This is a genomic window from Calothrix sp. 336/3, from assembly GCF_000734895.2.
GTDB lineage: Bacteria > Cyanobacteriota > Cyanobacteriia > Cyanobacteriales > Nostocaceae > 336-3.
The window spans coordinates 2,631,466-2,658,069 of sequence record NZ_CP011382.1; the positions used below are offsets into that span (position 1 = coordinate 2,631,466).

Consider the following 26,604-nt stretch of genomic DNA (forward strand, 5'->3'; position numbering starts at 1 on the left):
ACGAGAACATCACTTCTTGACTCTTGAATCAAGGTACTGGGTTATTCTTGACTCACTTCTGATTTATCAGTCATCAGCTTTGTAACGGTTGATATTGTGGCGATAATTTTCCCTCACCGATTTTTTATCTTTCCCTTGGGTAAGGTAGAAAGGAGCAGGTAGAAATTCTGAAGAGAGCAAGGATAATTACTTCCCCTCTCTTCCTTAAATCCAGGTTATATAAACTATAGCTGTCGCTCATCACCAAAAATCGGCGGTAAAAATTAGGAAGTAAATAATGACGCTGATATTAACATTTCTCGGCAAAAGTGCAGTTCATCGGACAAAGGTAGCGATCGCTGCTGCTAAAAGTCTAGCTAATCAAGGTAAACGTGTGCTGATTGCCGGCAATACGGAACCGACTTTACCACTCTTACTTGGTATACCCCTGACTGCGGAACCCCAAGATATCGGAGCAAATTTGCAAGGGGTGCAACTTCAAGCAGGTGTACTCATCGAAAAGGGTTGGGAAGAAGTCAAGAAACTAGAAGCACAATACTTATCATCTCCCATCCTCAAAGAAGTATATGGTCAAGAATTAAGCATCCTCCCAGGGATGGATAGTGTTCTCACCTTAAATACCCTACGTCAATATGACGAAAGTGGTAAATATGATGTGATTATCTACGATGGTAGTGGTGATAGTAGCACGATCAGAATGTTAGGAATGGCAGATGCTGTCAGTTGGTATGTTCGACGCTTCCGACAAATCTTTGCTAATTCCGATTTAGGCAAAACCATTGTGGAATCTCCCCTAGTTCAACCTCTGATTAGCACGTTATTTAATGTTAATTGGACAGCAGATAATTTTGCCCAACCTGTCAACCAACTCAATAGTTTTTTAGATAAGGGAAAAGAGGCGATCGCCAACCCCAAACACTTTGCAGCTTTCCTCGTGACAACTGACGATACCCTGGAAGTAGCTACAGCCAAATTTCTCTGGGGAAGTTCCCAACTCATCGGTTTAACCGTCGGCGGTGTGCTGCATATATCCCAAGCTGGTAATAACTTGACGCAAGATTTTACACCTCTATCTGTCAGTAATGTACCTGATATCCAGGGAGATAATTGGCAACCCCTCATGGACGCTTTGCCCAACTTTGCCACCCAAGCGATCGCCGCGCCCCAACCCATAGAAATTGATATCAACCAACGCCAAGTTAGGTTATTTTTGCCCGGTTTTGATAAAAAACAAGTCAAACTCACCCAATATGGACCAGAAGTCACCGTCGAGGCAGGTGATCAGCGTCGGAATATTTTCCTACCCCCAGCTTTAAGTGGTAAATCTGTGACTGGTGCTAAGTTCCAGAATCATTATTTGATAATCTCGTTTTAGGGAACGGGTGATAGGTAATGAACTGTTACTGAAACACCCTTCCCCCCGGTGGTGAGCCAAGTCGAACCACCCTTTCCTTAACCCTTACCCCAAAATTCTATGCCTGAATCTATACCATCAGATACAAAAGATACTCCAACACCGAGTGAAAATACTGCCAAGACTCGCCAATTATTGGGGATGAAAGGTGCAGCACCGGGAGAAACATCGGTATGGAAGATTCATCTACAACTGATGAAACCGATTACCTGGATACCCCTAATTTGGGGCGTGGTTTGTGGTGCGGCTTCTTCGGGTGAGTATACTTGGACACTGGAAAATGTTTTAAAAGCTGCCACCTGTATGTTGCTCTCCGGTCCCTTACTCACCGGCTACACGCAAACAATCAACGATTACTATGACAGGGAGATTGATGCCATCAATGAGCCCTATCGTCCGATTCCTTCCGGGGCAATTTCCTTGACTAGGGTAATTACGCAGATATTTGTCTTATTAATATCTGGAGTTGCCTTAGCTTACGTACTAGATTTATGGACTGGTCATGAGTTTCCCACCGTCACTGCACTGGCAGCCCTAGGTACATTTCTAGCTTACATTTATTCTGCGCCCCCATTGAAATTAAAGCAGAATGGCTGGTTAGGAAACTATGCCCTGGGTGCAAGTTACATTGCTTTACCTTGGTGTGCAGGTCATGCTTTATTTGGGGAATTGAACTGGAAAATTGTTGTTCTCACCGTAGTTTACAGCTTGGCAGGTTTAGGTATTGCCGTTGTTAACGACTTTAAGAGTGTAGAAGGCGATCGCCAATTAGGTTTAAAATCTTTGCCAGTGATGTTTGGAGTTCAGACAGCAGCTTGGATATGCGTGATTATGATTGACGTATTTCAAGCAGCGATCGCCGGATATTTGATTTATATCAACGAGAAAATCTATGCAGTCATCCTGCTGTTACTGGTGATACCCCAAATCACCTTTCAAGAAATGTACTTTTTGCGTGACCCGCTCAATAACGATGTAAAATACCAAGCAAGCGCCCAACCCTTTCTAGTACTAGGAATGTTAGTAGCTGGACTGGCGATCGGACACGCTGGAATCCATTAGGTAATGGGTAATAGGTGATAGGTGGTAGGTAATGAGTTGTTACTGAAACACCTTTCCCCTTGGTGGTGAGTGAAGTCAAACCACCCTTTCCCCAAAACCCTTCCCCCTTACACCCTCCCCCACAATCGTGTTACCACTCCTCTCCCTTCTCATCCACACCATCCAAACCTTTCTCATCCCTATCTGTTTTGTGACAGCATGGGGAATCATGATTCTTGCTGGTTGGAGTCTTTGGACAACAGCTAGAGATAGTGTGAAAATAGCCCAAAAAATGCACCAAATTCCCTGCACCGGGTGCCAGTTTTTTACCGCAGATTACCGACTCAAATGTACTGTTCACCCTTCCATTGCTAATACTGAGGAAGCAATACATTGTCTTGACTATCAAGCAAAAACCAACCCGATGCTGTATTAATTTTCCCCCTGCTCCTTTAATTACAAGTATTCAACCAGACATAATATTACTCTGCCATTTGCAATAAAACTTTTAACACACCCTTCCTTTGAGCATGATGAAAAGCAGTCATTGCTGCATCTAGGGAATAACGTGCATGAATTAAGGGTGTGACATCCACTTTTTCTGCTGCTAATAATTCTAATGCTGGGGCAAATGCACCACAACGGGAACCTAAAAGCGTAATTTCATCCACTACCAACGATGAAGCATCTAAACTCAAATTCCCCGCGTAGGTACTTTTGAGTACAATTATCCCACGGGGACGCACGGCACGACGGGCAATGGCAAATCCCTCAGGATTACCTGTACAGTCTACGGTAATATCAAAAGCACGGTCTGTGACTATATCTGCAAAACCCGTTGTAATACCTCGTGCTTCTAGGTGAGCTAATTTGTCTGGGTGACGACCAATTACTAGTAAATCACAACCCGTTAAAGCCAGAGTTTGGGCTACTAATTGCCCTAGTTTACCATCTCCCACAACTAATACACGCTCATTAGCTGTGATCGCAACTTGTTGTTGAATTTCCAGTGCTGCGGCAATGGGTTCAGTAAAAGTGGCGACATCTGTGGGAATATTTTCCGGTACTGTATGCAGGTTTTTGATGGGCAAACAAAGATACTCAGCAAAAGCTCCGTGACGGTTGACGATACCTAGAACAGTACGATTTTCGCAATGGGTAGGTTCTCCACGGAGACAAAACCGACACTTACCACAGGCAGCATTGATTTCTCCCACAACTCGCTGATTAATTAAATCTGTGTCACCTTTGACAACAACGCCGACAAACTCATGTCCGAGAATTCCATTGTAAGGATAGTAACCTCGTGTGAGTTCTAAGTCAGTATTACAGATACCCGCAGACAAAACCCGAACTAACGCTTCTCCTTCAGAGGGTTCTGGGGTGGGGATATCTGTACGTAGTTGTAGCTGTTGATTGGCTAACCAAAGTCCTTTCATGGGGATGTATGTGTAAATGGTTTCACCTATGGTAATGTACCCAATCTCCGGGGGAAACTGGGTACATGAATAGAAGTTTTTTCAGTTAAGGAAGCTGGATAGCCAAGGTTTTAACGAATTAACAGAAAATAGTGTTAATTTTGCTGATTTCAAACCAGGTGCGATCGCCAACGATACCATCAACGGGTAAACCTGTATTGGTTTGCAATTGTCTGATTGCAGCTTCAGTTCTAGAACCAAAACTACCATCAACTGTACCCACATCATAACCACCGATCGCCAGTCTTTCTTCCATCAATTTCACGAGGTTGCCGGTGCTACCTTTTTTGAGAATTGGCATATCTACGGGAGCATTTAAAAACAGCGATCGCCAGGTTTTATTACCAACTACTCCATCTTGAGTGAGGAACATTTTGGCTTGAAAGCGCTTCACCGCAGTTTCAGTTTTTGCACCGAAAACACCATCAATTACCTCTTTACCGGGGAATACACAAGCACCACTGCTACCGATGAAAACAAACATTCCGGAGTCTAGGAGCAACTGTTGTAATTCCTTAACTTCTGCACCTTTAGAACCAACTTTCAGTACTGGTTTGTTAATTTTAGCGCTAGGTGTAACTGTCATGATTCGTATCCTTTTATTATTGTGTTGACTAACTAAGTAATCAACCTAGTCAATCAACATTCCGAAGGAATCATGGTACACACAGGGGTACTCTTGAGAGAACCTACCAATCAGAGATACTCACGCTACAGTCAAACGCACTTCTCATATATCAGTAGTGTTTTGAATTCACCCACAGGTCGAATTTTGCCATTGGTAACAAAGGATGCGACTATTTTTTCTGCCCTATCCCATCGAAAAGAACCTGAATAGAACAGGATTTTACCTTGGGGGTTAAGTTTATCTAAAAATAGCTGGAGTAGGGATTCATCATTCTGGTTGAGAAGGTGAGCGCGACTTTCTACATAAAACTCACAAAGATGAAAAAGATTGATAATATCAAAATTGGGGATTGTATTTGCCGTTAATGTATATATATCTGCAAACAGTACTTTATAGTATTTGCCTAGGGATTCATCCTCAATCACAAAATCCACATAGGACTTATGCTCTGGAGCGGAAGCTGTAATCGCTAGTATTTCGTTTTTCTGTTCTAACTTTTGATTCTCTAAGCCAATAATATGATGTTCTCCGGTACCAAAATGAAATATACTTTTGCCGTGAATATTATTTTGCTGGATATATTCGTTAAAATGTACATCGCAGGGACAGTTCACATTTAGTTGCCAAAGAGAATCCTTGAAATATGCCTTCATCCCATTATCTTCAGGAACTTCAGGTCTTTTAATCCCAACTTTACGGAGAAACCTTCTGACAGTGGGAGTCATGATAGCAGACTTTAAACCACTCTTAACCATAAGAAAATACCTTGACCTTTGCAAAAATTAAGTTGTCTTTGAATGGGTGTTCCAGTTACCGTAAAATATTGCAACTTCCATAACATCGAAGCGACTTTCTTGTTGTCACCCCATTGGCTTTCCAGACTATCTCAGAGTACACAGACCTATAGGTTGCAAAAAACTATGACCTGAATATACAGTATATTTTGCGCAAGTCAAGTATAAAAGTTAGGTTTCATCAGGCTATTGTACAGTCAGTTGAATCAAGAACTCTTGACTTCTTGACTGCTGGTTATTTGTGGCTCTTTATTTCTACTTGAAAAATAATAATACGAAATCTTCCTAAACAAATATAGGAAAAGTCTATGCTTATGATATATGTTTCCGATGGGCAGCCACACTGGTAAGATAACGTGATGGAAAGCTGATATTGAAAATGTCATCAAGCTGGGAAATTCCGGGTTGAAATGCTCGTGAGGGATTTTTGATTCAGGGAAGAGCAATTAGGGCTTACAATTTTTCGGTGACTCTACTGTGCTGACACGCTAGTTCCTTCAACGGGGGGAACCTCCGCAACGGACTGGCTCACCAAAGACAAAATAACTATAAGTATAACTACACATGAATTCTACACAGGAACAATTAAGGGTAAAATTATCTCAGGCGTTAGTTGGGGCATTTGGTGAGGAGTTTGCCACCGTTGACCCGATTTTGGTGGCTGCGAGTAATCCGAAGTTTGGTGACTACCAGGCAAATGTAGCCTTATCTTTGAGTAAAAAGTTGGGACAGCAACCCAGAGCGATCGCCCAAGCAATTACTGATAAATTAGATGTTACAGATATCTGCGAACAACCGGAAATTGCTGGTCCTGGTTTTATTAATTTACGCCTGAAAACAGATTATTTGCAAGCCCAACTGAATAGCATCCAAGCAGATCCTCGACTGGGGGTAGCTGTAGCGAAACACCCGCAACGGGAAATTGTGGATTTTTCTAGTCCAAATATAGCCAAGGAAATGCACGTTGGACATTTGCGCTCAACAATTATTGGTGACGCGATCGCCCGCGTATTAGAATTTCTCGGACATGATGTCATCCGGATTAACCATGTGGGAGACTGGGGAACCCAATTTGGGATGTTAATTGCCTATTTGCGGGAAGTCAAACCGGAGGTGTTAACCACTGCGGATGTGATTGATTTAGGAGACTTGGTAGAACTCTATCGTCAAGCAAAAAAACGCTTTGATGCAGATGAAGTTTTTAAGGAAACCGCACGACAGGAAGTTGTGAAACTGCAATCTGGAGCAGCAGACACTCTGCAAGGGTGGAAATTACTCTGTGAACAGTCACGCAAAGAGTTTCAGAAGATTTACGACTCACTGAATATTCAAATTAGCGAACGGGGTGAATCTTTCTATAATCCTTTGCTACCAGGAATTGTCGAAGATTTAGCAAATTCTGGCTTACTGGAAGAAAATCAAGGTGCGCAGGTAGTATTCCTAGAAGGATTCAGCAATAAAGAAGGGGAACCCCTACCCCTAATCGTCAAAAAAACCGATGGCGGTTATAACTATGCAACCACGGATTTAGCTGCTATTTGCTATCGTATCCAACAAGATGCCGCCAAACGCATAATTTATGTCACCGATGCTGGACAAGCAAGCCACTTTGCCGGAGTATTTCAAGTAGCCCGTCGAGCTGGCTGGATACCGGAAGATGTGGAAGTGGTTCATGTGCCCTTCGGGTTGGTATTAGGGGAAGATGGCAAAAGATTGCGTACCCGTTCCAGTGATACAGTTAGGTTACAGGATTTATTAGATGAGGCGATCGCCCGTACCCGTGCAGACTTAGAAACGAGATTCCAGGAAGAGGAACGTCAGGAAACTCCCGACTTTATCAACCATGTGGCGAAAGTTGTAGGTATCAGTGCGGTGAAGTATGCAGATTTGAGTCAAAACCGCACCAACGACTATAAATTTAGTTTTGACAGAATGCTCTCCCTCAAGGGAAACACCGCACCATATATGCTCTATGCCTATGTGCGGATTCAAGGAATTAGTCGTAAGGGTAATATTGATTGGGAAAAATTGGGTACAGATACCCAAATTACCCTACAAGCAGAAGCCGAATTCACCCTTGCTAAACATCTTTTACAACTAGATGAAGTTATCAGCGAGGTGGAAAAAGATTTACTCCCCCACCGTTTATGCGAATATCTCTATAACTTGAGTGAGAAGTTTAATAAGTTCTTTGAAAGTTGTCCCGTATTGAAATCCGAGGAACCCGTGAGAACTTCGCGGTTAGCTCTCTGCTCCTTAACTGCCAGAACTTTGAAACTAGGTTTATCTTTGCTCGGAATTGAAGTTTTGGAAAGAATGTAATAGACGTGAGTTCGATGAGCTTGGAGACTTCGAGAAAATCGATAAAAAATCTGTCCGAACGAGGATTATAAATCTGCATCTAACATCCAAAGTTCATTAAAAATGGACTAGAAATACAAATCGAATCCTTTACTATCAGTCATCTTGTAGAAGACTTGAGCTATTAGACGGCAATTTTTAATCGCTAACTCAAACCATCGAACTCACCGTCATTGCGACAGTCGGGAAGCAATCTCATTACTCATTACTCATTACTCATTACCTTAATGAATATCACCCAAATAGATGTTTTGCTGAATTTGGCTAGTAATTAATAGATGTTTTAAAGCTGATGGATACAGGCGATATTCTGCGAGATTACTAATAGGCAACCATTCCACCTTTTCTTGATTATCATCGGGGGAAACTCCATTTTGTAAGATATATTCCTCACAGACATGGCAAGCAAAAATAAAATCTATAGTATGAGCATTTCTTGCCCATTCATCATTAGGTGTATTATTCGGAGAATAGGTAATGTGATTTTTGCCAATAAATTCCCGCACAAATAACAGTTTATCTATTTTTACCAAAGTACCAATTTCTTCCAGACATTCACGTAACAAAGCTTGCTCAAGGGTTTCCCCGTGATGTTGCCCACCACCGGGTAAGAGATACCATAATCCGTGGGTATCCCGTTTGGCGATCGCCAGCAAATAACCCTCCCGAACAATTAATGCTTTAGCTGCGGTTCTAATCCCTGGTTGTTTAGACATGATGGCAGTAATCTGGAATCCACTGGTATATGCGCAAGTTAATTTTATCCTGTTGATTAAACTCGATACCCTCTTCTTGCAGTCGCGATCGCTGTACATCATCATTACCCAGACGATGGGGGGAAGTGGAAATTTCTCCCTTCGCATTAATCACCCGATGCCAAGGAATTTTTTGCTCCTCAGTCACCCGAAATAAAGCATACCCCACTAAACGCGGTTTTCCTGGCATATCTGCAAGGGTGGCAATTTGTCCATAGGTTGCCACTTTCCCGTAGGGTATCTGTCGCACCACATCATAGATTTTGTCATAGGCAGACATAATTTTATCCTCCCCTGGAAATTACTCTTCTCCTTCCCCATAAATTCAAAACTGACAAATCACTAGTATTTTTTCTGAAGGATACCTTAATTCGGTAAAATTCAGGATGAGACGGAGGAGAACACAAAATATATGGTAGCTGCAACAGATTTAAATATCACTGCCTTAGAAACAGAATACAGTCAAAAAACACCCAGGGAAATTTTGCAATTTGCCCTCGGAACTTTCGATAACATTGCCATTTCCTTTAGTGGTGCAGAGGATGTGGTTTTAATTGATATGGCATCAAAAATCACTAAAGATTTCCGCGTTTTTACCCTCGATACTGGACGCTTACACCCAGAAACATACCAGTTTTTGGATGAAGTTAGAAAGCATTATGGTATCAAAATAGAAGTCATGTTTCCCGATGCGGCAGAAGTTCAAACTTTAGTCGAAGAAAAGGGTTTATTTAGTTTCTATACTGACGGTCATAAAGAATGCTGTGGTGTCCGCAAAGTCCGACCCCTACGTCGCAAACTTAACACCTTAGATGCTTGGATTACTGGTCAACGCAAAGACCAAAGTCCCAGTACCCGCAACCATATCCCTGTGATTGAAGCAGATGCTGCTTTTTCTACACCCGACCATTCCCTAGTTAAGTTTAACCCCTTGGCTAGCTGGTCTTCTGCCGAGGTGTGGTCATATATTCGCGCTTTAGATGTACCTTACAATAAGTTGCACGAGCGGGGTTTCGTCAGTATTGGTTGTGAACCTTGCACCAAAGCTGTATTACCTAACCAACATGAACGGGAAGGACGTTGGTGGTGGGAAGAATCCACTTTGAAGGAGTGTGGTTTACACGCAGGTAATTTGGAAAAATAATTCCAATTAGTCCATCCCATAAGTTCTGAAGGGTTTGTAGTAGGTGTTAGCGAAGCGGCTGCTTAGCAGCTTTTATCGCTCAAATCAAGGGCTTTCGCCCTTACTACAAACCATAAAAATACCACTCTACCAATACCACATTTTTGCACTTAGATTTGATTGTTAAGCAAGTGCTTGAGTGGCTGATAATTGGTTTGAGTAAATTTCCCTTACAGGAAAATTCATATTGGTTATCTTTATTTATTTCTTCTTATTTTTTCTTCATAAACTCATACCTACGGTAACATTTAGTCGCTATAAATGTTTAATTTTTGTAGATAAATCACCGGAAACAAGAAAATCAGTGATGATGTATTATGATGGTCGTGTTTCGGCATCTTGAGATACAGCAGATTGGTATTAGCTGAGGTACAGTACTGAAGTCTCAAACTTACAAAGAGACAATTCTACTGCTGAATTTTAACTTGTGATTTCTGCTGTCAATGATTCACCCATTAGCAATCCTAATTAGGAGGTCGGCTATGGACGGTATTTTAATTACGGCTCTACTTTCTACTTACTTAGTCATGATGGCAAGGAGATTAAAACATATTAAGTCCCTGACAGGTAATAGCAGCCCGAAAGCTATACTAGAGGACTAGCTATTTTTGTGTGATTTTCCATCTCATCAGGTGTTCATTTTACTAACGAATGTTAGTAGCTTTTACCTTCAGTCATGGTGAGAGAATTATCTCATCAGCCAATGATTATTTAGGAATGAAGCATTGATTATTGGAGTTTGTTTGAAAAAGTCCAACAAGGTATAGTATTGTCATGCTAACTGGAGCGGAAGGAAGCATCGAGAGCTGAGAGCATATATTGAAATGTTACTCTGCAATTAGCCTTACGCTGTCATTACCCTACGCTATCTAACCTGCACAGAAGCAGCAAAAGCGTCTACACCATGACTACAAAGTACCCTTTTCAAACATACCCTTAGCTAAATCTAATCTATAACTATCCAGCCCTGATTCAATGCTTCACCCTATCCCATATTATTTTATCTAAAAACTTTATCATCCCTCTCTAGGTTGATGACGGGAATAAAAAGAATTATCACAAATTAACTCTGTATTTTATTACCTCTTGATGCAGTTCTGTAAAAAAATATTCAGGATTTACGTTCAGAGATAAGATTCCCCTTTAATATCAACAAATGCACATATCTAAGCACTGTGGGTGATAAACTTGGTTGAAGTTAACCACAGAGAGGCAACTGTATACTTGACAAACATCGAGTTTTGTTTGGCATTACAAGAACTAGGCAATTCCACGCTTTTCTCATCATTTTTCAAAATTCTTGCCTGATAATTATATAGAGAACCATCGGGTTTTTCCAAGGTTAACTCACAGCGCACAATACTTTTGTCTTCCGTTTGTTCGATAATTCTGCCCGCAACCTTATAATCAAACCATTCCCAACCATAGCGATAGATTAACTCTCGCTCTAAAATCTGCATCTGACTGGGTAAAATTCCCCACCCGCGATAACTTTTATCCAGACAGTTGACATCACCTGTACGTGTCAAGATAGATTGAAAAACATCCTGGGTTAAATTACCGTAATATCTCCCACTAGGTAAATCTATCGCTGTCGGTGCAAAACGATGTCCCCCAAAATGGCTAGATTTCCAAATTCGGACATCAGTAAACCCTAAATCTGCAATGGTACCGGCAGCATGGAAGTAAAATGGACTGCCATAACGGGAACAACACATATCATGACTACCATGGGTGCAAACTAAGATATCCCTAGAATTATTAGTTTCTACTTCATAACCGGGGTTCCTTCCCCGTAACCATCTACGAATTACAGTCGCTGCTTGTTCAATATTTTCTAAGCGAAATTCCCGTTTATCATAACCAGAACTTAACCCTTCTTGCTGTTGATAAATTAATAGAGTTTTCTCGTCTGTTTTATGAGACTCATTATTCGTAATCAGTAAAAATTTAATCGGTTGGCGACTACGTTTTACTTCTTCAACTAAAACCCGCAAATTTTCCGGAACCCATTTAGAAGTAAATGCTTCCGATGCCCAAGGGGTGGGACATTCTACTAAAATATAGGTTTGACAAGTGGTAGCAGTACCGATTGGTTCTTCTCCCAGATTACGTGTATTATCAGAGCAAAATGAAGTTTTCATTGACCAAGTTTCATGAAATTTAACAACAAAGGATATTACAAACAGAGACAGTGCAAATAACTGCACGCCAACAAATTATTAATTTCTAGTAGGAAAAATTATCTACCTAGTAAATTTTTCACTACCTTCAAGACAAGCAAAGATTTATTCCCTGATTAAATTGTAATCGCTTGTTGACAACATCGCTTTTTTACAATTTTTATTTCCAAGAATAAATTTAATAATAAAATACCTACTCACAAAGGTAGAGTTGGTAGGTAAGGGAATTGACATCCGAGTCTTTGATTCTCTGAATACATTCCTTGTGAGCAAATCTGGTGACAAATGCTATTGTTTGTTCTGGTTTTTTCAACATAGCTGAGTGTAGATGTGTTGCAAGTTTTTCTCAACAATTAGATAAAAAAAGATTTTTTTAAGACAGAGATATACCAAAAAAGCATTTCTGCTTTGGCATAGATATTAGTAAATACACAACCTGATTTACTAATCCGGATATCTAGACAGAATTTTTTCTTGCTAACAAAATATTAGCTATCACCAACAAAGTTAATCTCAACTATACCGTCGGAAACGCTTTGGGGATAGATTTTATCTGCCCTTGGGAGGAAGTATTACCAATATTTCAGAGTTTAAATATACTTCTCTAAAATATAGATAATTACTGGTTACTGAACTCTGTCTCGACTCTAACCGATGTCAATAAGAAATGCAAGGTTTTGCTAACAATTTCAAGTTTTGTAACACAGGCTCACAGCAAAAACTACGTAAAATCAAGAATATCGGCTATCATATGACAAAAATATTACATATGAACAGTTAACTATTTATATACTTATTAATAGTATTTCTCAGTAAAATCAAACTTGTTGCAAATCCATTCTGATATAGGGCAAGGCGATCGCCCCCCAGGTTCACAGTAGGTAATTGTGATATATAAAGCCCTTAACACCTGACTGTGCCGTATTCTATCAAAATCTGGCAGAGGGCGATCGCCGATACATTCTATGATTAATATAGGTAAAAAGAATAATCAAAAATTCTCATATTTTCTAGACTAAATACCTGTAACTGCATGATAATCGTAGAAAAATTTGACTCAGTAATTACAAACCTAGACTATTCACAATCTTTGGGAATATAGGCTATTTCAGAAGATAAATAGAATTAGAATCAAATCTATTTTCTCAACATTTTGTATTGAAAATAACGAGCATTTCAGATATTTTACCTATATTTTTGTATCTAAAAGCACAATTTAATTCGATAGAAACAGTGACATTAATTCTTGCCCTGGATTTTGGTGGTACAAAGCTTGCAGCAGCAGTCATGGAAGGTGATGATAGAGAATGGCGACAATATGCCAGGAGACTATCACCCCCAGAAGCTAATGCCACAACAGACATAGAAATCATGGTTGAATTAGCAACTAGCGTCCTAGGGGGGGCAAAACCCACGGCGATCGGTGTCAGTTTTGGTGGTCCGGTAGACGCGATCGCGGGAAATGTGCGGCTGTCTCATCACGTTCCCGGATGGGAAAATATCCCCCTCCAACAGTTTTTACAGGAAAAATTTGCCGCCCCCGTCAGCATTGATAATGATGCCAATATTGCAGCTTTGGGAGAGTGGCACTACGGAGCAGGTCAGGAATACGAAAGTTTATTTTATATCACCATCAGTACGGGTGTAGGCGGTGGTTGGATAATCAACGGCAAACCTTGGCGCGGTGCCGAGGGGATGGCAGGAGAAATTGGACACATGGTTGTAGACCCCTCCGGACCCCTGTGTTTGTGCGGGAAACGCGGTTGTGTGGAGAGGTTAGCTAGTGGTCCCTACATGGCACAGGATGTACAGGAATTGCTGCAAACTGGGAGACGGGGAGAGGTAGTAGCGGAATTAATCAGAAATCATCCTCCAGTGGTGACAGGAAAGATAGTCAGTGAAGCAGCAGAGTTAGGGGATAGGTTAGCACAGGAAATTTTATATCGAGGTGCTTGGGGTTTGGGTGTCGGTATTGGCAATGTGGCGAATTTAATCAATCCCCAGTTATTCGTCTTGGGTGGGAGTGTGACAAAAGCGGGTAAGAGATGGTGGGAGGTAGTGCGACAAACAGCACGGGATACAGCATTACCAGAGGTGAATTTTCAGATAGTACCAGCAGCTTTGGCAGATGATGCACCTTTGTGGGGTGCTGTCGCTTTAGCAAAAAATGAGGGGAAGTAATTTGTAATTCGAGAATACTAATCTACCAAGGCAACTTGGACTGGTAAATTAACTTCATTACTCCCTACTCATCACTCATTACTCACTGTGGAACTAACTCCGCGATCGCGCTATTTAAAAATGTCCACAAATGTAAATCGGTAAAATCAGGAATCGCCAGGAAAGCACCAATTTCTATTAATTTATCAGGGTCATGGGTAGAAGCAACACCAATGGTGGGAATATTTGCCCCCACTGCGGAACGTAGTCCAGAGGGTGAATCTTCTAAAGCAATGGCTTGTTCTGGGGTAATTTCTAATCTTTCTAAGGCAACTCTATAGGGAGTGGGGTCAGGTTTAGCTGCGGCTTCTTCTTCCGCTAAAATCACGAGGTGAAAGGTATTTTTTAAATCTAAAACTTCTAGCATATATTCCGCATTGGCGCGGGGAGCATTGGTAACTAAAGCTCGTTGAATCCCATGGGTTTCTGTCCAAGTTAATAACTCCTTAAGTCCCGGTAAAGGTTCTAGGGATGGTGCTTTATCGCGGAATAAGGCTTCTTTTTTATCTGCAAATTCCTCTGCCCTTTCTGTCGATAAATCTGGTAAAATGTCTTTGATGATTTCTGGATTTAATTTGCCACTAATTCTAGTTTTATAGAAAGTTTCATCAATTTCTAGTCCATGGTGACTCAGCATTTCTTGCCAAGCTAAGTAATGAATTGGGTCTGTGTTCACCAGAGTGCCATCTAAATCAAACAAAATCGCTTTCAGCATCAGGAATAGTGTAAATAAATGTAAAGTTTATTAACACAGTTTACACCGTTTCATTTTAATTAGTGACAATTTCCCCAGACTCCCTGCAAAAAAACTATAATTAAAACATAAGATTACGACCACCTATGATAACTAGGGCTTGTAAGGGTGGATTGATAGGTCTACCCTACAAGTTTTTTTGTCTGTAAGATTAAGGTGTGAATAATCCCAAGTTTTTTCAGGCTATGTCACCTACACCCCACACTTGATCAACAATGTCAGTCGCCAAAAAATCTTTTTCTGTCGATAATTTGACTGTGGAAATTTATGGCAATGAAGCGGAACTCGCAGCAAATGCCGCAGAATTTACCCATAAATATATACAAAATAGACTGCAACAACAACCTGAAGTTAGGGTGATTTTTGCCACAGGAAATTCACAAATACAATTTTTGGAAATTTTCACCCAACTGCCAGAAATTGACTGGTCACGGGTCATTTGCTTCCATTTAGATGAATATTTAGGAATAGCTGCTAACCATCCAGCCAGCTTTCGTTCTTACTTACAAGCAAGGGTAGAAAAACGAGTTAAACCCCAGTCTTTTCATTATTTGCAGAGTGATACATTAGAACCAATACGGGAGTGCGATCGCTATAGTCAATTACTCCGTGAACAACCCATAGATTTATGTTTTTTAGGAGTTGGGAATAATGGACATTTAGCATTTAATGACCCGTTAGTGGCAGATTTTCATGACCCCTATAGTGTCAAATTAGTCAAGTTAGACGAGATTAATCGGCAACAGCAACAAGGGTATTTTCCCCACATTTCCACAGTTCCAGAATATGCTTTTACTTTAACTTTACCGATGATTTGTGCTGCCAGGAAAATCCTTTGTTTTGCCCCAGGAAAACATAAAGCCACAATAGTAAAACGGATATTACAAGGAGAAATTCATCCCCATTTGCCTGCAACAATTTTACGCACCCAACCCCAAGCAACCCTGTATTTAGATACAGATTCTGCCCAGTTGCTGGAAAAATAGAGCCAGGGGAGTCGTAAATCGCTGTTAATTAGCTCAAATTGCGTATCTCGCAGCAAAAACTTGAGAAAGGCAAAGATATTTCCACCAATACGACTGTGTTTGAGGGTTCCTCCTGCCATAGGTACAATTTCTCCATCTCGATATTCGCTGCGTTCTTCTGCTTTCTCTTCGATGGTTCGATATTCATCCAAACTATAACGGCGATCGCTAGCAATCATAGGTTCTCACCCATAGAGCAACAAGAATAGTATAGTTTTCATTCTAAGTAGCCATCATGTAGGCGTAGCCTTCTCGTAGAGTACTGCGTACACCAGGACAGATGAAAATAGGCATTGGGCATTAATTATTTCTCCCTTGTCCCCCTTGTCCCCCAGTTCCCCTGCTTTTTCAAGTCAGGGCGATATAACTCCGTTTCGCGACGCGATGCTCCCAAGGGGAGCCGCGCAAAGCGCGATCGCCTTAGCAGAAGGGAAATATACTCAACCCAACAAATACAAGCTAGTATAGTTTCTGGTCAAAAGCATCTACCACAAATTAATGCCAAAACCCGCAGACACCAGTACAAAAAAACTTATTAGTCTTGCACCAGATTGACCTATTATCAACTATGCTATCAGTAACCGATACAGAAAAAATTATCTTTGATTTAGTTCAACCATTTACCCCAGATAAAGATACAGAAATTATCGATTTATTCTCAGCATCTAATCGCATTCTTGCATCAGCAATTACCAGTCAATTAGACTTTCCCCACTGGGATAACTCAGCCATGGATGGCTACGCTGTGCGTTATGCAGATGTGCAAGAATGTAGTGCCGAAAACCCAGCAGTGTTGCAAATCGTCGCCGAAATTCCTGCCGGATATCAACCCCAATCTAGCATTCAACCAGGACAAGCTGCTCGTATTTTTACAGGGGCAATTATTCCCCCAGGTGCAGATACAGTCATTATGCAGGAACGCACCCGGCAAGAAGGTAATCAAGTATATATTCTAGCTTCACCTCGCCCCCAGGAATTTGTGCGAAAACGTGCTAGTTACTACCAAGCAGGACAAGAATTACTACCCACCGGAATTCCAATTAAAGCCACAGAAATGGCGATTCTAGCCGCCGCTCAGTGCATAAAAATTCCCGTATATCGTCGCCCCAAGGTAGCAATATTTTCTACAGGTGATGAGTTAGTCACCCCAGAACAACCTTTACAACCAGGGCAAATTGTCGATTCTAATGGCTATGTTTTAGCAGCATTAGTTCAAGAAATGGGGGCACAAGTTCTACCATTTGGTATCATCAAAGATGAGCCAGAAGCATTAACAGCAGTTATTAGTCAAGCTATTTCCCAAGCAGATATAGTTATATCCTCCGGTGGAGTTTCTGTGGGAGAATATGACTATGTAGAGCAGGTAATTAAATCTTTAGGGGGTGAAGTTTCTGTGGCATCAGTGGCAATGAAACCCGGAAAACCCCTCACCGTAGCCAATTTTTCCCAGAAACAAAGCTTATATTTTGGCTTACCAGGGAATCCCGTTTCTGCTCTCGTTACCTTTTGGCGATTCGTGCAACCTGCTATCAGAAAATTGTCTGGTTTAGCTGATGGTTGGCGATCGCAGTTTTTGCTGGCTAAAACAGTGCAGGAATTGCGCAGCGATGGCAAACGAGAGAGCTATATTTGGGGAAGATTACATTTAGTTGATGGTAAATATGAATTTCATCTTTCCCAGGGTAGCCAAGTCTCTGGTAACTTAATTAATTTAGCTCAAACGAATGCTTTAGCTGTAATGAAAATAGGTGAGAATTTTATTGCTCAGGGTGAGGAAGTATGGGTAATAATTCCTTAAGAACGATTAATCCACACACCGCGTAAACCAACAGCCTTGGCTCCATGGTAATCTTCCTTGAGGCTATCACCGACATGCCAAGCTGCTTGGGGTAAACAATTATGCTTTTCTAAGGCAGTTGTAAAGATTTTGGGGTGAGGTTTAGCAGCACCAACTTCCGTAGAGATTGTCACCGATGTGAAAAAATCTTTTAAGCCTAAAGCTTGTAAAACCGAATAAATGCGAGAATCAAAATTAGATAATATCCCTAATTCAATCCCGCGTTTACGCCAATTGATTAAAGCTGATTGCACATCAGGATAAATGAACCAGGGTTCGGCTGTACCAAAGTGAATATATAGTTCACTGAAAAAAGCTGGAAAATCAGTAAATTTGTCAAAGATACCTGCTGTTTGAAAAGTGTTGACAGCAATGTCATACCACCATTGAAATTCCTGTTGGGGAATATCTTCTTCCTTTGCATCGGGAAACACGGGAGGTGTTGCAGCTTGCCAACTTTGGATAAATGCATTGTTCAAACTATCAGCTGATGCATTCACACCAAAATCTCCCGCTATGTGACTATATACCTCTCCGACACTACCTTTAACACCAAAAATTGTCCCCACCGCATCTAAAAAAATTACCTTCGGTTGCTTAATACTGGTTTCCATTGCCAACACACCACAATTTATACTAATTTGCTGTCAGAGGTAGTAGTCTCTATACTGTCATTGCAACCGCAGGGAAGTAATCTCATTATCCTGAAACCACTACGACAGAACGCAATTTGGTATTAAAATCTATACTTGACGTTTATTATGATACATTCGCTTTTGGTTTCCCAGAATTTTTTAATACAGCAATCTAATTAATTCTTTCCACTCCACTGATGCGTAAAACATCGCTCATCGTGGGGCAATAATTGGGTAAACCGAAGGTACTGGGGTTAACAGCATTTTTGTAGGTAAAGTGGCGATAGTTCATACAGAATCTATCCCATGCTGCCATTTGAATCTTGAAGGTGGCAATAATCAGATTGGCTAAGGATAGGGAAAGGGGAATACGAAAATAAATTTTTCTGTTCAGGTATTGGCAAACTTCAGCAACTGCTGCATCTGCTGTGAGTCTGGCTTGTCCTAATACTAACTCACGGGGGGCATCACCTTGGGGTGGATGGGCAATGAGATAGGTGACAATGGTAGCAATATCCCGACCGTGGATAAAATGGAAACTACCATCTGCTTGTAAAAAGCGAATTATATCTATATATTTTGTTACTTCTGGAATGCCAGAGGTGAGATGGGAGTAGGGTTTATCTGTGTCACCACCAATAACTAGGGTAGGGAAGAGGGTGGTAATTTTGGGAGCGATCGCCAACTTTTTCTTTCTCGACAGGCAATCATATTTAGAGCGGATATAATCAGTACCAATGGCTCCTGCTTCCCTTAGGGGTTGATTATCTTGGTCTAAAACACTAGCTGTGGAAAAATAAATTACCTGCTCACATTTTACAGGGTCAAGACAATTCAATAATTCTAAGGTTTTAGCAACATTAATCTCAAAGGTTTCTGCACCACCCCAAGCAGTAGCTGTTAAAATCGCAACATCTATTGTCGGTAATAACTCTGCGAATTTGCTGACATCCAGCATATCGCCTTGAATAACATGAATACCAGAGCGCGCTTTAGTATTGACTTTTAGCTTTTCTGGATTACGAACAAGTAAATATAATTCGTAGTTGGTTTCTTGAATTAAAGATTCACTAATGTAGTGACCTATACAGCCACTGGCACCAGTAACTAAAATTCGCTTGTGAGTCATAGGATTGGTAATGGGTAATGGGTAATGGGGAAGGTGCTTTTGCTGATAAATGATAACTGATAACTGTTACCGATGCTTTCCTGTTTCCTATGATTCAGTGAGCAAAGTTGAACCTACCACTACATTACCTATTCCCTATTACCCAAATCATACTGCTGCCAGTTTCAACTCTTTAGCAGTTTCAAAGAAAAATGCCACATTCTCTTCGGGTGTTGTGGGTAAGACACCATGTCCTAGATTGAGGATATGTCCCCAGTTCCCGGCTTTTTTCACGGTATCATAGATGCGATCGCGGATGAATTCCTTAGAACCAAATAATACACCAGGATCGAGGTTCCCCTGAACTTTCATCTGCTTGCCTAATCTCTGACGAGCATCTGCCATATCTACAGACCAGTCTACCTGTACAATGTCTGCACCGGATTGCCCCATTCTTTCTAATACACCAGCACTACCACTGACGAGAACAATTAATGGTGTGTCGGGATGGGTTGCCTTAACTTGCTCAAATACCTGTCTTTGGTAAGGTAAAGCAAAGGTGTCATAATCCTGAGGGCTAAGTTGTCCTGCCCAAGAATCGAACAATTGTACTACTTGAGCGCCACAGTCGATTTGGTAGCGAGCATAGTTGGCGATCGCGTCTGCAAATTTACTCAATAATTGATGCAGGATTGCTGGTTCGGAAAAAGCCATATTCTTGATCACAGAATAGGTTTTAGAACCCTTCCCTTCCACAGCATAAGCAGCCAAAGTCCAAGGCGCACCCACAAAACCTAGTACAGTAGACTGATTCCCCACTTCCTGGCGCAAACTTTGGAGAATGGTTTTAATAAAAGGTAAAGATGCTTCCGGATCGAAGTCATGCAAATTATTGACTTGTTCCAGGGTGCGAATGGGAGAATGAATAATTGGACCTTTACCTTCGGCGATATCCATATCAATTCCTAAACCAGGCAAGGGTGTGACAATATCAGAAAAGAGAATCACGCCATCTGGTTGAAAAGCTTTCCAAGGTTGCAAAGAAACCTCGATCGCCACTTCCGGAATTTCGGAACGTTCACGGAAAGAGGGGTACTTCTCCCTTAAGTCTCGATAAGCTTTCATGTACCGTCCAGCTTGCCGCATCATCCAAACGGGGGGACGGTCTACTACTTCACCACGGGCTGCTCTTAGCAGAAGGGGTTGATTGGAAGAAATACCCATTTAAGATTACATCCTAAACTTTTTTTTATGCCATTGTTAAGCTTATCATTACTAGGATTACGCTTTAGTCAGTCTGTAATAAGAATCCCCAATTAATTCCCCCGACTAAAGACTAAGTTCTTCTGAGATAACTATGGAATTTGCCAAATAGCAACAGACATCGGGAAACTTTTGATTCGGGATTGAATCGCCACCAACAGATGATAAATCGACAGTTCCTCAGGTGATTTTTTGTAATATCTCTTAATGTAAATTTCTGTTAATCAGAGTTGATATTAGTCAGGTAATGTGTGGGTAAATGAGATGAGTCAAAAACGCCAAATAATCACAGTGCAAACAGAAGTGTGTTGCGCAGATTCCCTGTGGTGTAGGGACTTAGGAGCATCTCTTCACTTCGTTCGAGGGCAAGCTTGCCACATCTTAATTATACAAACTTAGATGGGTCGCAGCTAATGAAGTTATGAATGACAGTCATGGGGAGCAAAGATTAATAAAATCCATCATCAGCAAAAAATAGCAATCCCAAGACTCAGATTGCTACCCTAGAATTCCTAGATAGATTCTGACATTCATGAGTTATTCAGAACTACCTAGAAATACGTTTTTTGTTCTCTATACCCTGGATTGATGATATCGAAAATCCTTGATAATGATGTTTAGCCCCTGTCTGATATCTTTCCGTACAATCCTTGTTTTCCAAGAACCAGTGTTAGTAAATCCATATTACTTACTGGAGCTTTTCTTCTCTGGAGAGCTTGAGTTTTTTCGTTGATTGTGTCAACTTCATAGGCTTTTTTGGCATCCAGATGTAAAGAATCACTACACTCAGCACCATCTCGTTTTTTGATGACTTGTGCAGGTATACCCACCGCAATGGAAAATGCTGGAATATCCTTAGTCACAACCGCTCCAGCACCAACAACACTACCCCTACCAATAGTCACACCATCTAATACTTTAACCCCATCTCCTAACCAACAATCATCTTCAATGACAATTCCCTTACGGGTTACACCTTGAGATTTAATGGAGCGCATCGGGTCTGTAAAATTGTGATTATTCGCATATATTCCAACATGAGCGGCAATCAGACAATTCTCACCTATTTTAATATTTCCAGGTCCCGCAATACAAACGTTACAACTGACAAAGGTATCTTTCCCAATTTCAATACAACTGTTATCCAATGCTCCTATGGTAGTATTACGTTCAATAACAACTCCATTATCTAAATGAATTTTATTATTTTTGTGCCCTTTGCCATCGATTCGTACACCTTTAAAAATATAAACCCCATTTCTAATTGTAATCACATCAGTGCTGATAAATTCAACTCCATCTTGAATATATACAGATTTACCGACGTGAGCGAAAATTGCTCTATATAACCAATTCCGTAACTTTACTCCTCCTAAAATTGTAGGGATATCACCAAAAATAGTCATAAAAAATAGTTGTTGAAATCGCTTAATCTTGTCCAAAAAAGTTCTGGTATTCATGGCTATATTGTTCTCTACTAATGTATGCGGCTCGTTCAAAAAATGCAATTTTTCACCAGTTATCGACATAATTTTTGCCATACTACACTTGAATTCCTAGGTATGTATTCTCCAAATACAAACAGGAAAAAGCGAGTAATATGGAGCTTTCACAACAATAGTTGAAAAGCAAATTATTCGGAGTCAAATATCTTACTCCTGGAGGTGATATAATTTTGCGAACAGATATCTGATAAATACTATGTCAGTTAACAAGTAATCTCTACAGATACAAGTTCTGATAAATATCTGGGTTCTTCTGTAATACCTGAAAATCTATTAACAAGAATCTTTGATATTCTAAGCTTATCCATCTTGAAGCTCTATGCTTTCACTTCACATCAAATATCTCACTTCTGATGTGGATAAGTCAGCATTCCTGCAAGCTCACAAAATTCGGACATCCAAGTTTGAATATCAGAGTACTTATTTCAACTGAATTACACCAAAATTTCACGCACAAGACAAAGTATCTCGTTACCTCTGAGATGCAACTGTTGAATGACTCACAAATTTTCCAGGAATCACAAGCCAATTCAACTAAGGGGGAGTATCTCCGACTTCAGCCATAATATTGAAGTCAACCATAGGAGCAAATAAATAAATACTTCCCCGGTTACTATAACGGCTTGCTTGTAGCCTATTTTTTAAATCTAGTGCTATTAACATTATTTTGCACACAGATAATTTATTTATCTACTAAAGCACCTTTATAGTGATACCTAGCATCATACTATAACCACCTTAGCAGAAAATGTCATAGTACTTGTTAAGATACAGCAAAGATTCTAGCAATAATATCAAGTTTCCAAGCATGAGCTAAATCGTTATGTTGGCTGATTGAATCATCCCCCTGGTGCGCTGATTATTTATATAGATTATTATCTATTTCTACATCTACCCCTTTACTCCTATGCATTCAGACTCAAATACTGGGAAGCAAACAATTTCCCAAGCAGCTCAAGTTACTAAACTATTAATACCGCGATCGCAACGTCAAGCTTTTTTTTGGCAGTTTACTCTCATGACGATTATGGGTTGGGTTGTGGGAGGAATTGCCAGTATTGGGTTAGAAAAGACACTTCTCGAAAAAATCCCTGAGTCGTTATTTCAGGAACAACCCTTATTCAGTCTTGCTTTTAGAATTGCAGCTACGATAATATTTGCAGTTATATTTGCTACAGACCAAGCCCTCGTTCTGCGACAATACATCTCTCCCTGGTTATGGATAATTGCCACCTGCATTGGTTCTTTACTCTTTACCCAGATTGCTGAGGCTTGGAAAAATTACATCATATTCGTTGCGACATCCAGCAACCCCTTAGCAGAAGATATCATTGTCTACGGAATCCTATCCACCTTTGCCTATAATTTTTCCGCAATTTGGTTAGGTTTTTGTCAATGGTTAGTCTTACGACGCTACGTTACTGGTGCTTGGTGGTGGAACTTTATCATGTTTATTGCCTATTCCCTAATTAGCATTGTGATTGTGGGTTTATCAATGTTACAAGGATTTATCCCTGCAACTCATCGTCATGATATTACCTACCTGATTACCCAAGGAGTAACAGCATTAATTTTAGGAGTAATTCCCGCTTTCAGTTTCTGCACCCTAAAAGTCAAGTCATCACAATCGCAACCTTAATCACTAATTCTGTTATCATCACCAGAAAAATCACTGTTCCCCATAACCCATTCGACTTACCTCGATTTTGCTCGATACAAGTTGCTCACGGCAAGTATTAAGCATTCCCTATTACCCCATTTAATTCTATGATGTGATTGTCCAAATTCAGCGACAAGACATATGGTGACATCTCCCGTTCCCCAGCATCTAGAAACCTACTGGCAAGATGGATTTAACTTAAAGCAAAATCTCCAAGATTTTCTGAATTTAGATACAGAAACCCTAGAAACTAAGTTAAAAGTATCCTGTCAAGAAATGGCAGAGTTAGGGAAAAAAGATTTTGATTGGGAAACTGTCACTGATTTTTACAGTCAGCAAGTACGAGAACTTTATCTGTTTGAGCTTGGTGCTTGGCATCTTACCAGTCATGAATATATTGGTGATACCTTGCGATTAGTCGCAGATTATGCTTGTGGAACAGTTCTAGATTTTGGCGGTGGAATTGGTACTCACGCGATCGCTGCTGCTCTATGTCCGAAAGTTGAACAAGTCACCTATTGTGATATTAATCCGATAAATATTGATTTTGTTCGCTATCGTGCCCAAGACATGGGATTAGCAGAAAAAATTAATTTTTGTCAGGAAATACCTGAAAATGCTAGCTTTGATACAATTTTATGTTTTGATGTTTTGGAACATTTACCAGAACCAAGTCAACAACTACTAAAATTTCATCAAGCGCTGAAATCTTCTGGCAAATTAATTATTAATTGGTATTTCTTTAAGGGTTTCAATCAAGAATATCCCTTCCATCTTGATGACCCCAAAATTATTCATACTTTCTTTGAGACAATTCAAAGTAACTTTTTAGAGATATTCCATCCCTACCATATTACTACTAGATGTTATCACAAAAAGGCTACATAAAAATACCACCTCATCCTATCTTCTCAATCGCATACTTTTATATCTAGATATAGATTCATGCAGTGTGGATAATATCGAGAAAGGAATCAAGATACAGGGCAATTAAGTATAAAACTTTGTAGGATGGATGAACGCAGCGTAACCCATGCAGAAGAACACTGTGATGCGTTACGGCTACACCTAACACATCCTACCTTCAATTAAACATGTCTACTTACGAAGAAAATTAATCATGAATTCATTTTAATTTCAAGCCCCTAACTTCAGTGATGGAAAACCCCGATATCCATAGCAGCATAATTCAATCCCTGGAATTTATCCTGGGGTATTCATTACGAATTACGAATTAGCAATTAGGAATTATAGATGACTCTATGTTAAGTAAAGCAAGCATAATTCCAGATTTCATGTTAATGTGAGGTAAAAGAGAATTATTTTCGGCTATGTGACTACTCTCTAGACACACTCCCGGACGTAAATCTTCAAGCCCTTTTGGTTCCGGAGGTTGAGTATGTCAGTTTATGTAGCTAATCTGTCTTGTGAGGTTACAGAAGACGACCTAAAACAGCTTTTTCAAGAGTATGGAACTGTGAGAAAAGTGGAGATGCCATCTGACCAAAAAACAGGTAGCCATAGAGGTTTTGCAGTCATAGAAATGGATACAGATGCGGAAGAAATATCTGCTATCCAGATGCTTAGAGGTAGTGAGTGGATGGGGCAAATTCTCACATTGAATAGAGCTAGAACTGAGGTAGGAGAAGTCTCTTCTTACCATTCCTAAAATTCTGTAAATTGGTGATTGGGGTGCAAATAGTAAATTAAACTAATTCGTAATTTGTACTTAAGTTTTGTTATGGGATTTAACCCGAATGCAGAACTTATGTTTTATGGAACCGGGGAACTTTCACCTACGGAATTGAGTGAAACTTTATGATACTGAATCACTAAATTTTTGCCTTGAAATTGAGTGGGTGCTTGAAAATTAAACGATCGCCAACACTCCTGTATCACCGTCTAGGGTTGCAGTCACACCCACAGGTAGAGATGCGTTAGGTGCTGCGTGTCCGAAGGGTAAATTTGAGACTATAGGAATACCTAAATCACTGAGGCGATCGCGCAAAACTTCTTCCACGGTAAAACTCGGTACATTTGGGGGTGCATCGCAGTTAGTGAAACTTCCCACAGCAACACCTCGCACCTGGGATAATGCACCACTCATCCGCCATTGCGTCAACATTCTATCAATACGGTAGGGAGCTTCTCCCACATCTTCAAAGGCTAAAATTACACCATCCAAACTTGGCAACCACGGTGTACTCAATAAATGAGTCGCAACGGTGAGATTTGCTGGTAACAATATCCCACTCACCACTCCACCACCCCAACCTTCACCCGTCAGAGGTGCAATTTTTCGCCCTTCTACCCAATCAAATAATCTTTGCACAGACCATTCCGGTTCGTCACCTAAGGTTGTTAACACAGGTGCATGCACCCCGGAAATCCCGACTTTGTAGAGACTCCACAGTAAAGCTGTAATATCCGAAAAACCTATTAACCATTTACCTGGATTTTCCCCTGTTTCCCAACTCCAATCCTCTAAAATTCTTGTACTACCAAAACCACCCCTCGCACAGAGAATACCCCGACATTCTGTATCTTGCCATGCTGCTGCTAGGTGATGACGACGAGCATCATCTTTTCCCGCTAAATAACCCCATTTCTCATCTATCTCTGGGATGATTTCCACTCGATAACCCCGCGATCGCCATATCTCCACCCCCCGATTAAAAGCAGACATCTCTCGCAATCCACCACTGGGAGCAACAACACGCAGTAAATCACCAGGTTTTAAAGGAGGAGGAAGCATCATTT

23 protein-coding genes and 2 pseudogenes are annotated in these 26,604 nt (G+C 40.6%); 11 read left to right on the plus strand and 14 right to left on the minus strand.

The annotated features are described in order from the left end of the window. Nucleotides 1–277: 277 nt before the first annotated feature. The 3 genes from IJ00_RS11065 (at nt 278) to IJ00_RS11075 (ending at nt 2,891) form a co-directional block, all read left to right on the plus strand. Nucleotides 278–1,375, plus strand: coding sequence for an ArsA family ATPase (locus IJ00_RS11065; protein WP_035152979.1), 1,098 nt, complete (start codon nt 278–280; stop codon nt 1,373–1,375). Between the two features lie 99 nt (nt 1,376–1,474). Next, a complete protein-coding gene (chlG, locus tag IJ00_RS11070; protein WP_035152982.1) occupies nt 1,475–2,476 on the plus strand; it encodes a chlorophyll synthase ChlG in 1,002 nt (333 codons plus the stop codon). A 127-nt stretch (nt 2,477–2,603) separates the two neighbouring features. After that, nucleotides 2,604–2,891, plus strand: coding sequence for a hypothetical protein (locus IJ00_RS11075; RefSeq protein ID WP_035152985.1), 288 nt, complete (start codon nt 2,604–2,606; stop codon nt 2,889–2,891). Nucleotides 2,892–2,937: 46 nt separating this feature from the next. Here IJ00_RS11075 and IJ00_RS11080 read toward each other — a convergent pair whose 3' ends face one another. From IJ00_RS11080 to IJ00_RS11090, 3 genes are all read right to left on the minus strand, one after another. Next, entirely contained in the window at nt 2,938–3,894 is a 957-nt protein-coding gene (locus IJ00_RS11080; RefSeq protein WP_035152986.1) for an alcohol dehydrogenase catalytic domain-containing protein, read from the minus strand. A gap of 118 nt (nt 3,895–4,012) precedes the next feature. Next, nucleotides 4,013–4,519 (minus strand): peptidoglycan-binding protein, encoded by a 507-nt coding sequence (locus tag IJ00_RS11085; protein WP_035152988.1) that lies wholly within the window; start codon nt 4,517–4,519, stop codon nt 4,013–4,015. A 131-nt stretch (nt 4,520–4,650) separates the two neighbouring features. Continuing rightward, nucleotides 4,651–5,316: a hypothetical protein gene (locus IJ00_RS11090; protein WP_052754446.1), complete on the minus strand. Its 666-nt coding sequence runs from the start codon at nt 5,314–5,316 to the stop codon at nt 4,651–4,653. 603 nt (nt 5,317–5,919) lie between these two features. Between IJ00_RS11090 and argS the strand changes: the two genes are divergently transcribed. Continuing rightward, nucleotides 5,920–7,677, plus strand: a complete 1,758-nt coding sequence (argS, locus tag IJ00_RS11095; RefSeq protein WP_035152991.1) for an arginine--tRNA ligase — start codon at nt 5,920–5,922, stop codon at nt 7,675–7,677. A 263-nt stretch (nt 7,678–7,940) separates the two neighbouring features. Here argS and IJ00_RS11100 read toward each other — a convergent pair whose 3' ends face one another. Both IJ00_RS11100 and IJ00_RS11105 read right to left on the minus strand, forming a co-directional pair. Continuing rightward, nucleotides 7,941–8,432 (minus strand): NUDIX domain-containing protein, encoded by a 492-nt coding sequence (locus tag IJ00_RS11100; RefSeq protein ID WP_035152993.1) that lies wholly within the window; start codon nt 8,430–8,432, stop codon nt 7,941–7,943. Beyond that, entirely contained in the window at nt 8,425–8,751 is a 327-nt protein-coding gene (locus IJ00_RS11105) for an MGMT family protein (protein ID WP_035152999.1), read from the minus strand. The genes IJ00_RS11100 and IJ00_RS11105 overlap by 8 nt, the downstream gene beginning before the upstream one ends. 132 nt (nt 8,752–8,883) lie before the next feature. Between IJ00_RS11105 and IJ00_RS11110 the strand changes: the two genes are divergently transcribed. Continuing rightward, complete coding sequence (locus tag IJ00_RS11110; protein ID WP_035153002.1) at nt 8,884–9,615, plus strand: phosphoadenylyl-sulfate reductase; 732 nt, start codon at nt 8,884–8,886, stop codon at nt 9,613–9,615. Nucleotides 9,616–10,820: 1,205 nt separating this feature from the next. Here the strand turns inward: IJ00_RS11110 and IJ00_RS11115 are convergent. Together IJ00_RS11115 and IJ00_RS29930 are read right to left on the minus strand one after the other, a co-directional pair. Beyond that, the gene (locus IJ00_RS11115) at nt 10,821–11,798 is read right to left on the minus strand and encodes a sucrase ferredoxin (protein ID WP_035153006.1); all 978 of its coding nucleotides are present in this window, start codon (nt 11,796–11,798) and stop codon (nt 10,821–10,823) included. Between the two features lie 232 nt (nt 11,799–12,030). Beyond that, entirely contained in the window at nt 12,031–12,153 is a 123-nt protein-coding gene (locus IJ00_RS29930) for a hypothetical protein (protein ID WP_256388861.1), read from the minus strand. 917 nt (nt 12,154–13,070) lie between these two features. Here IJ00_RS29930 and IJ00_RS11120 point away from each other — a divergent pair. Continuing rightward, a complete protein-coding gene (locus IJ00_RS11120) occupies nt 13,071–14,018 on the plus strand; it encodes an ROK family protein (protein ID WP_035158890.1) in 948 nt (315 codons plus the stop codon). Between the two features lie 82 nt (nt 14,019–14,100). Here IJ00_RS11120 and IJ00_RS11125 read toward each other — a convergent pair whose 3' ends face one another. Then, the gene (locus IJ00_RS11125; protein WP_035153008.1) at nt 14,101–14,772 is read right to left on the minus strand and encodes an HAD family phosphatase; all 672 of its coding nucleotides are present in this window, start codon (nt 14,770–14,772) and stop codon (nt 14,101–14,103) included. Between the two features lie 254 nt (nt 14,773–15,026). Between IJ00_RS11125 and IJ00_RS11130 the strand changes: the two genes are divergently transcribed. Then, entirely contained in the window at nt 15,027–15,797 is a 771-nt protein-coding gene (locus tag IJ00_RS11130; RefSeq protein WP_035153011.1) for a glucosamine-6-phosphate deaminase, read from the plus strand. Here IJ00_RS11130 and IJ00_RS27730 read toward each other — a convergent pair. Beyond that, nucleotides 15,797–16,015, minus strand: a pseudogene (locus tag IJ00_RS27730) (Uma2 family endonuclease); the annotation flags it as partial. The gene IJ00_RS11130 and the pseudogene IJ00_RS27730 sit on opposite strands and share 1 nt — an antisense overlap. A 389-nt stretch (nt 16,016–16,404) precedes the next feature. Here IJ00_RS27730 and glp point away from each other — a divergent pair. Beyond that, a complete protein-coding gene (gene glp, locus IJ00_RS11135; RefSeq protein WP_035153013.1) occupies nt 16,405–17,634 on the plus strand; it encodes a gephyrin-like molybdotransferase Glp in 1,230 nt (409 codons plus the stop codon). On the opposite strand, the gene IJ00_RS11140 is transcribed toward glp, so the two are convergent. From IJ00_RS11140 to IJ00_RS11155, 4 genes and pseudogenes are all read right to left on the minus strand, one after another. Next, nucleotides 17,631–18,275 (minus strand): HAD family hydrolase, encoded by a 645-nt coding sequence (locus IJ00_RS11140; protein WP_035158892.1) that lies wholly within the window; start codon nt 18,273–18,275, stop codon nt 17,631–17,633. The genes glp and IJ00_RS11140 overlap by 4 nt on opposite strands. Before the next feature lie 205 nt (nt 18,276–18,480). Next, on the minus strand, nt 18,481–19,437 hold the full coding sequence (locus tag IJ00_RS11145; protein WP_035153015.1) for an NAD(P)-dependent oxidoreductase: 957 nt from the start codon (nt 19,435–19,437) through the stop codon (nt 18,481–18,483). 147 nt (nt 19,438–19,584) lie between these two features. Continuing rightward, on the minus strand, nt 19,585–20,640 hold the full coding sequence (gene hemE, locus IJ00_RS11150; protein WP_035153018.1) for a uroporphyrinogen decarboxylase: 1,056 nt from the start codon (nt 20,638–20,640) through the stop codon (nt 19,585–19,587). 830 nt (nt 20,641–21,470) lie between these two features. After that, nucleotides 21,471–22,139: pseudogene (locus tag IJ00_RS11155) on the minus strand (DapH/DapD/GlmU-related protein); the annotation flags it as partial. Nucleotides 22,140–23,091: 952 nt separating this feature from the next. Between IJ00_RS11155 and IJ00_RS11160 the strand changes: the two are divergent. From IJ00_RS11160 to IJ00_RS11170, 3 genes are all read left to right on the plus strand, one after another. Further along, nucleotides 23,092–23,823, plus strand: a complete 732-nt coding sequence (locus IJ00_RS11160) for a hypothetical protein (protein ID WP_035153021.1) — start codon at nt 23,092–23,094, stop codon at nt 23,821–23,823. 162 nt (nt 23,824–23,985) lie between these two features. Then, a complete protein-coding gene (locus tag IJ00_RS11165) occupies nt 23,986–24,732 on the plus strand; it encodes a bifunctional 2-polyprenyl-6-hydroxyphenol methylase/3-demethylubiquinol 3-O-methyltransferase UbiG (protein WP_035153023.1) in 747 nt (248 codons plus the stop codon). 511 nt (nt 24,733–25,243) lie between these two features. Then, nucleotides 25,244–25,513, plus strand: coding sequence for an RNA-binding protein (locus IJ00_RS11170; RefSeq protein WP_035153026.1), 270 nt, complete (start codon nt 25,244–25,246; stop codon nt 25,511–25,513). Between the two features lie 201 nt (nt 25,514–25,714). Here IJ00_RS11170 and IJ00_RS11175 read toward each other — a convergent pair whose 3' ends face one another. Further along, nucleotides 25,715–26,602: an LD-carboxypeptidase gene (locus tag IJ00_RS11175; RefSeq protein WP_035153029.1), complete on the minus strand. Its 888-nt coding sequence runs from the start codon at nt 26,600–26,602 to the stop codon at nt 25,715–25,717. Nucleotides 26,603–26,604 lie beyond the last annotated feature (2 nt).

What these genes read in the sequence shown, in the direction of transcription:
- IJ00_RS11065 (WP_035152979.1), top strand. Translation starts at nt 278, where the DNA reads ATGACGCTGATATTAACATTTCTCGGCAAAAGTGCAGTTCATCGGACA.
- IJ00_RS29930 (WP_256388861.1), bottom strand. Translation starts at nt 12,153, where the DNA reads ATGTTGAAAAAACCAGAACAAACAATAGCATTTGTCACCAGATTTGCT.
- IJ00_RS11130 (WP_035153011.1), top strand. Translation starts at nt 15,027, where the DNA reads ATGTCAGTCGCCAAAAAATCTTTTTCTGTCGATAATTTGACTGTGGAA.
- IJ00_RS11100 (WP_035152993.1), bottom strand. Translation starts at nt 8,432, where the DNA reads ATGTCTAAACAACCAGGGATTAGAACCGCAGCTAAAGCATTAATTGTT.
- IJ00_RS11115 (WP_035153006.1), bottom strand. Translation starts at nt 11,798, where the DNA reads ATGAAAACTTCATTTTGCTCTGATAATACACGTAATCTGGGAGAAGAA.
- IJ00_RS11175 (WP_035153029.1), bottom strand. Translation starts at nt 26,602, where the DNA reads ATGATGCTTCCTCCTCCTTTAAAACCTGGTGATTTACTGCGTGTTGTT.
- glp (WP_035153013.1), top strand. Translation starts at nt 16,405, where the DNA reads ATGCTATCAGTAACCGATACAGAAAAAATTATCTTTGATTTAGTTCAA.
- IJ00_RS11145 (WP_035153015.1), bottom strand. Translation starts at nt 19,437, where the DNA reads ATGACTCACAAGCGAATTTTAGTTACTGGTGCCAGTGGCTGTATAGGT.
- chlG (WP_035152982.1), top strand. Translation starts at nt 1,475, where the DNA reads ATGCCTGAATCTATACCATCAGATACAAAAGATACTCCAACACCGAGT.
- IJ00_RS11090 (WP_052754446.1), bottom strand. Translation starts at nt 5,316, where the DNA reads ATGGTTAAGAGTGGTTTAAAGTCTGCTATCATGACTCCCACTGTCAGA.
- IJ00_RS11160 (WP_035153021.1), top strand. Translation starts at nt 23,092, where the DNA reads ATGCATTCAGACTCAAATACTGGGAAGCAAACAATTTCCCAAGCAGCT.
- IJ00_RS11165 (WP_035153023.1), top strand. Translation starts at nt 23,986, where the DNA reads ATGGTGACATCTCCCGTTCCCCAGCATCTAGAAACCTACTGGCAAGAT.
- IJ00_RS11080 (WP_035152986.1), bottom strand. Translation starts at nt 3,894, where the DNA reads ATGAAAGGACTTTGGTTAGCCAATCAACAGCTACAACTACGTACAGAT.
- argS (WP_035152991.1), top strand. Translation starts at nt 5,920, where the DNA reads ATGAATTCTACACAGGAACAATTAAGGGTAAAATTATCTCAGGCGTTA.
- IJ00_RS11125 (WP_035153008.1), bottom strand. Translation starts at nt 14,772, where the DNA reads ATGCTGAAAGCGATTTTGTTTGATTTAGATGGCACTCTGGTGAACACA.
- IJ00_RS11170 (WP_035153026.1), top strand. Translation starts at nt 25,244, where the DNA reads ATGTCAGTTTATGTAGCTAATCTGTCTTGTGAGGTTACAGAAGACGAC.
- hemE (WP_035153018.1), bottom strand. Translation starts at nt 20,640, where the DNA reads ATGGGTATTTCTTCCAATCAACCCCTTCTGCTAAGAGCAGCCCGTGGT.
- IJ00_RS11085 (WP_035152988.1), bottom strand. Translation starts at nt 4,519, where the DNA reads ATGACAGTTACACCTAGCGCTAAAATTAACAAACCAGTACTGAAAGTT.
- IJ00_RS11105 (WP_035152999.1), bottom strand. Translation starts at nt 8,751, where the DNA reads ATGTCTGCCTATGACAAAATCTATGATGTGGTGCGACAGATACCCTAC.
- IJ00_RS11110 (WP_035153002.1), top strand. Translation starts at nt 8,884, where the DNA reads ATGGTAGCTGCAACAGATTTAAATATCACTGCCTTAGAAACAGAATAC.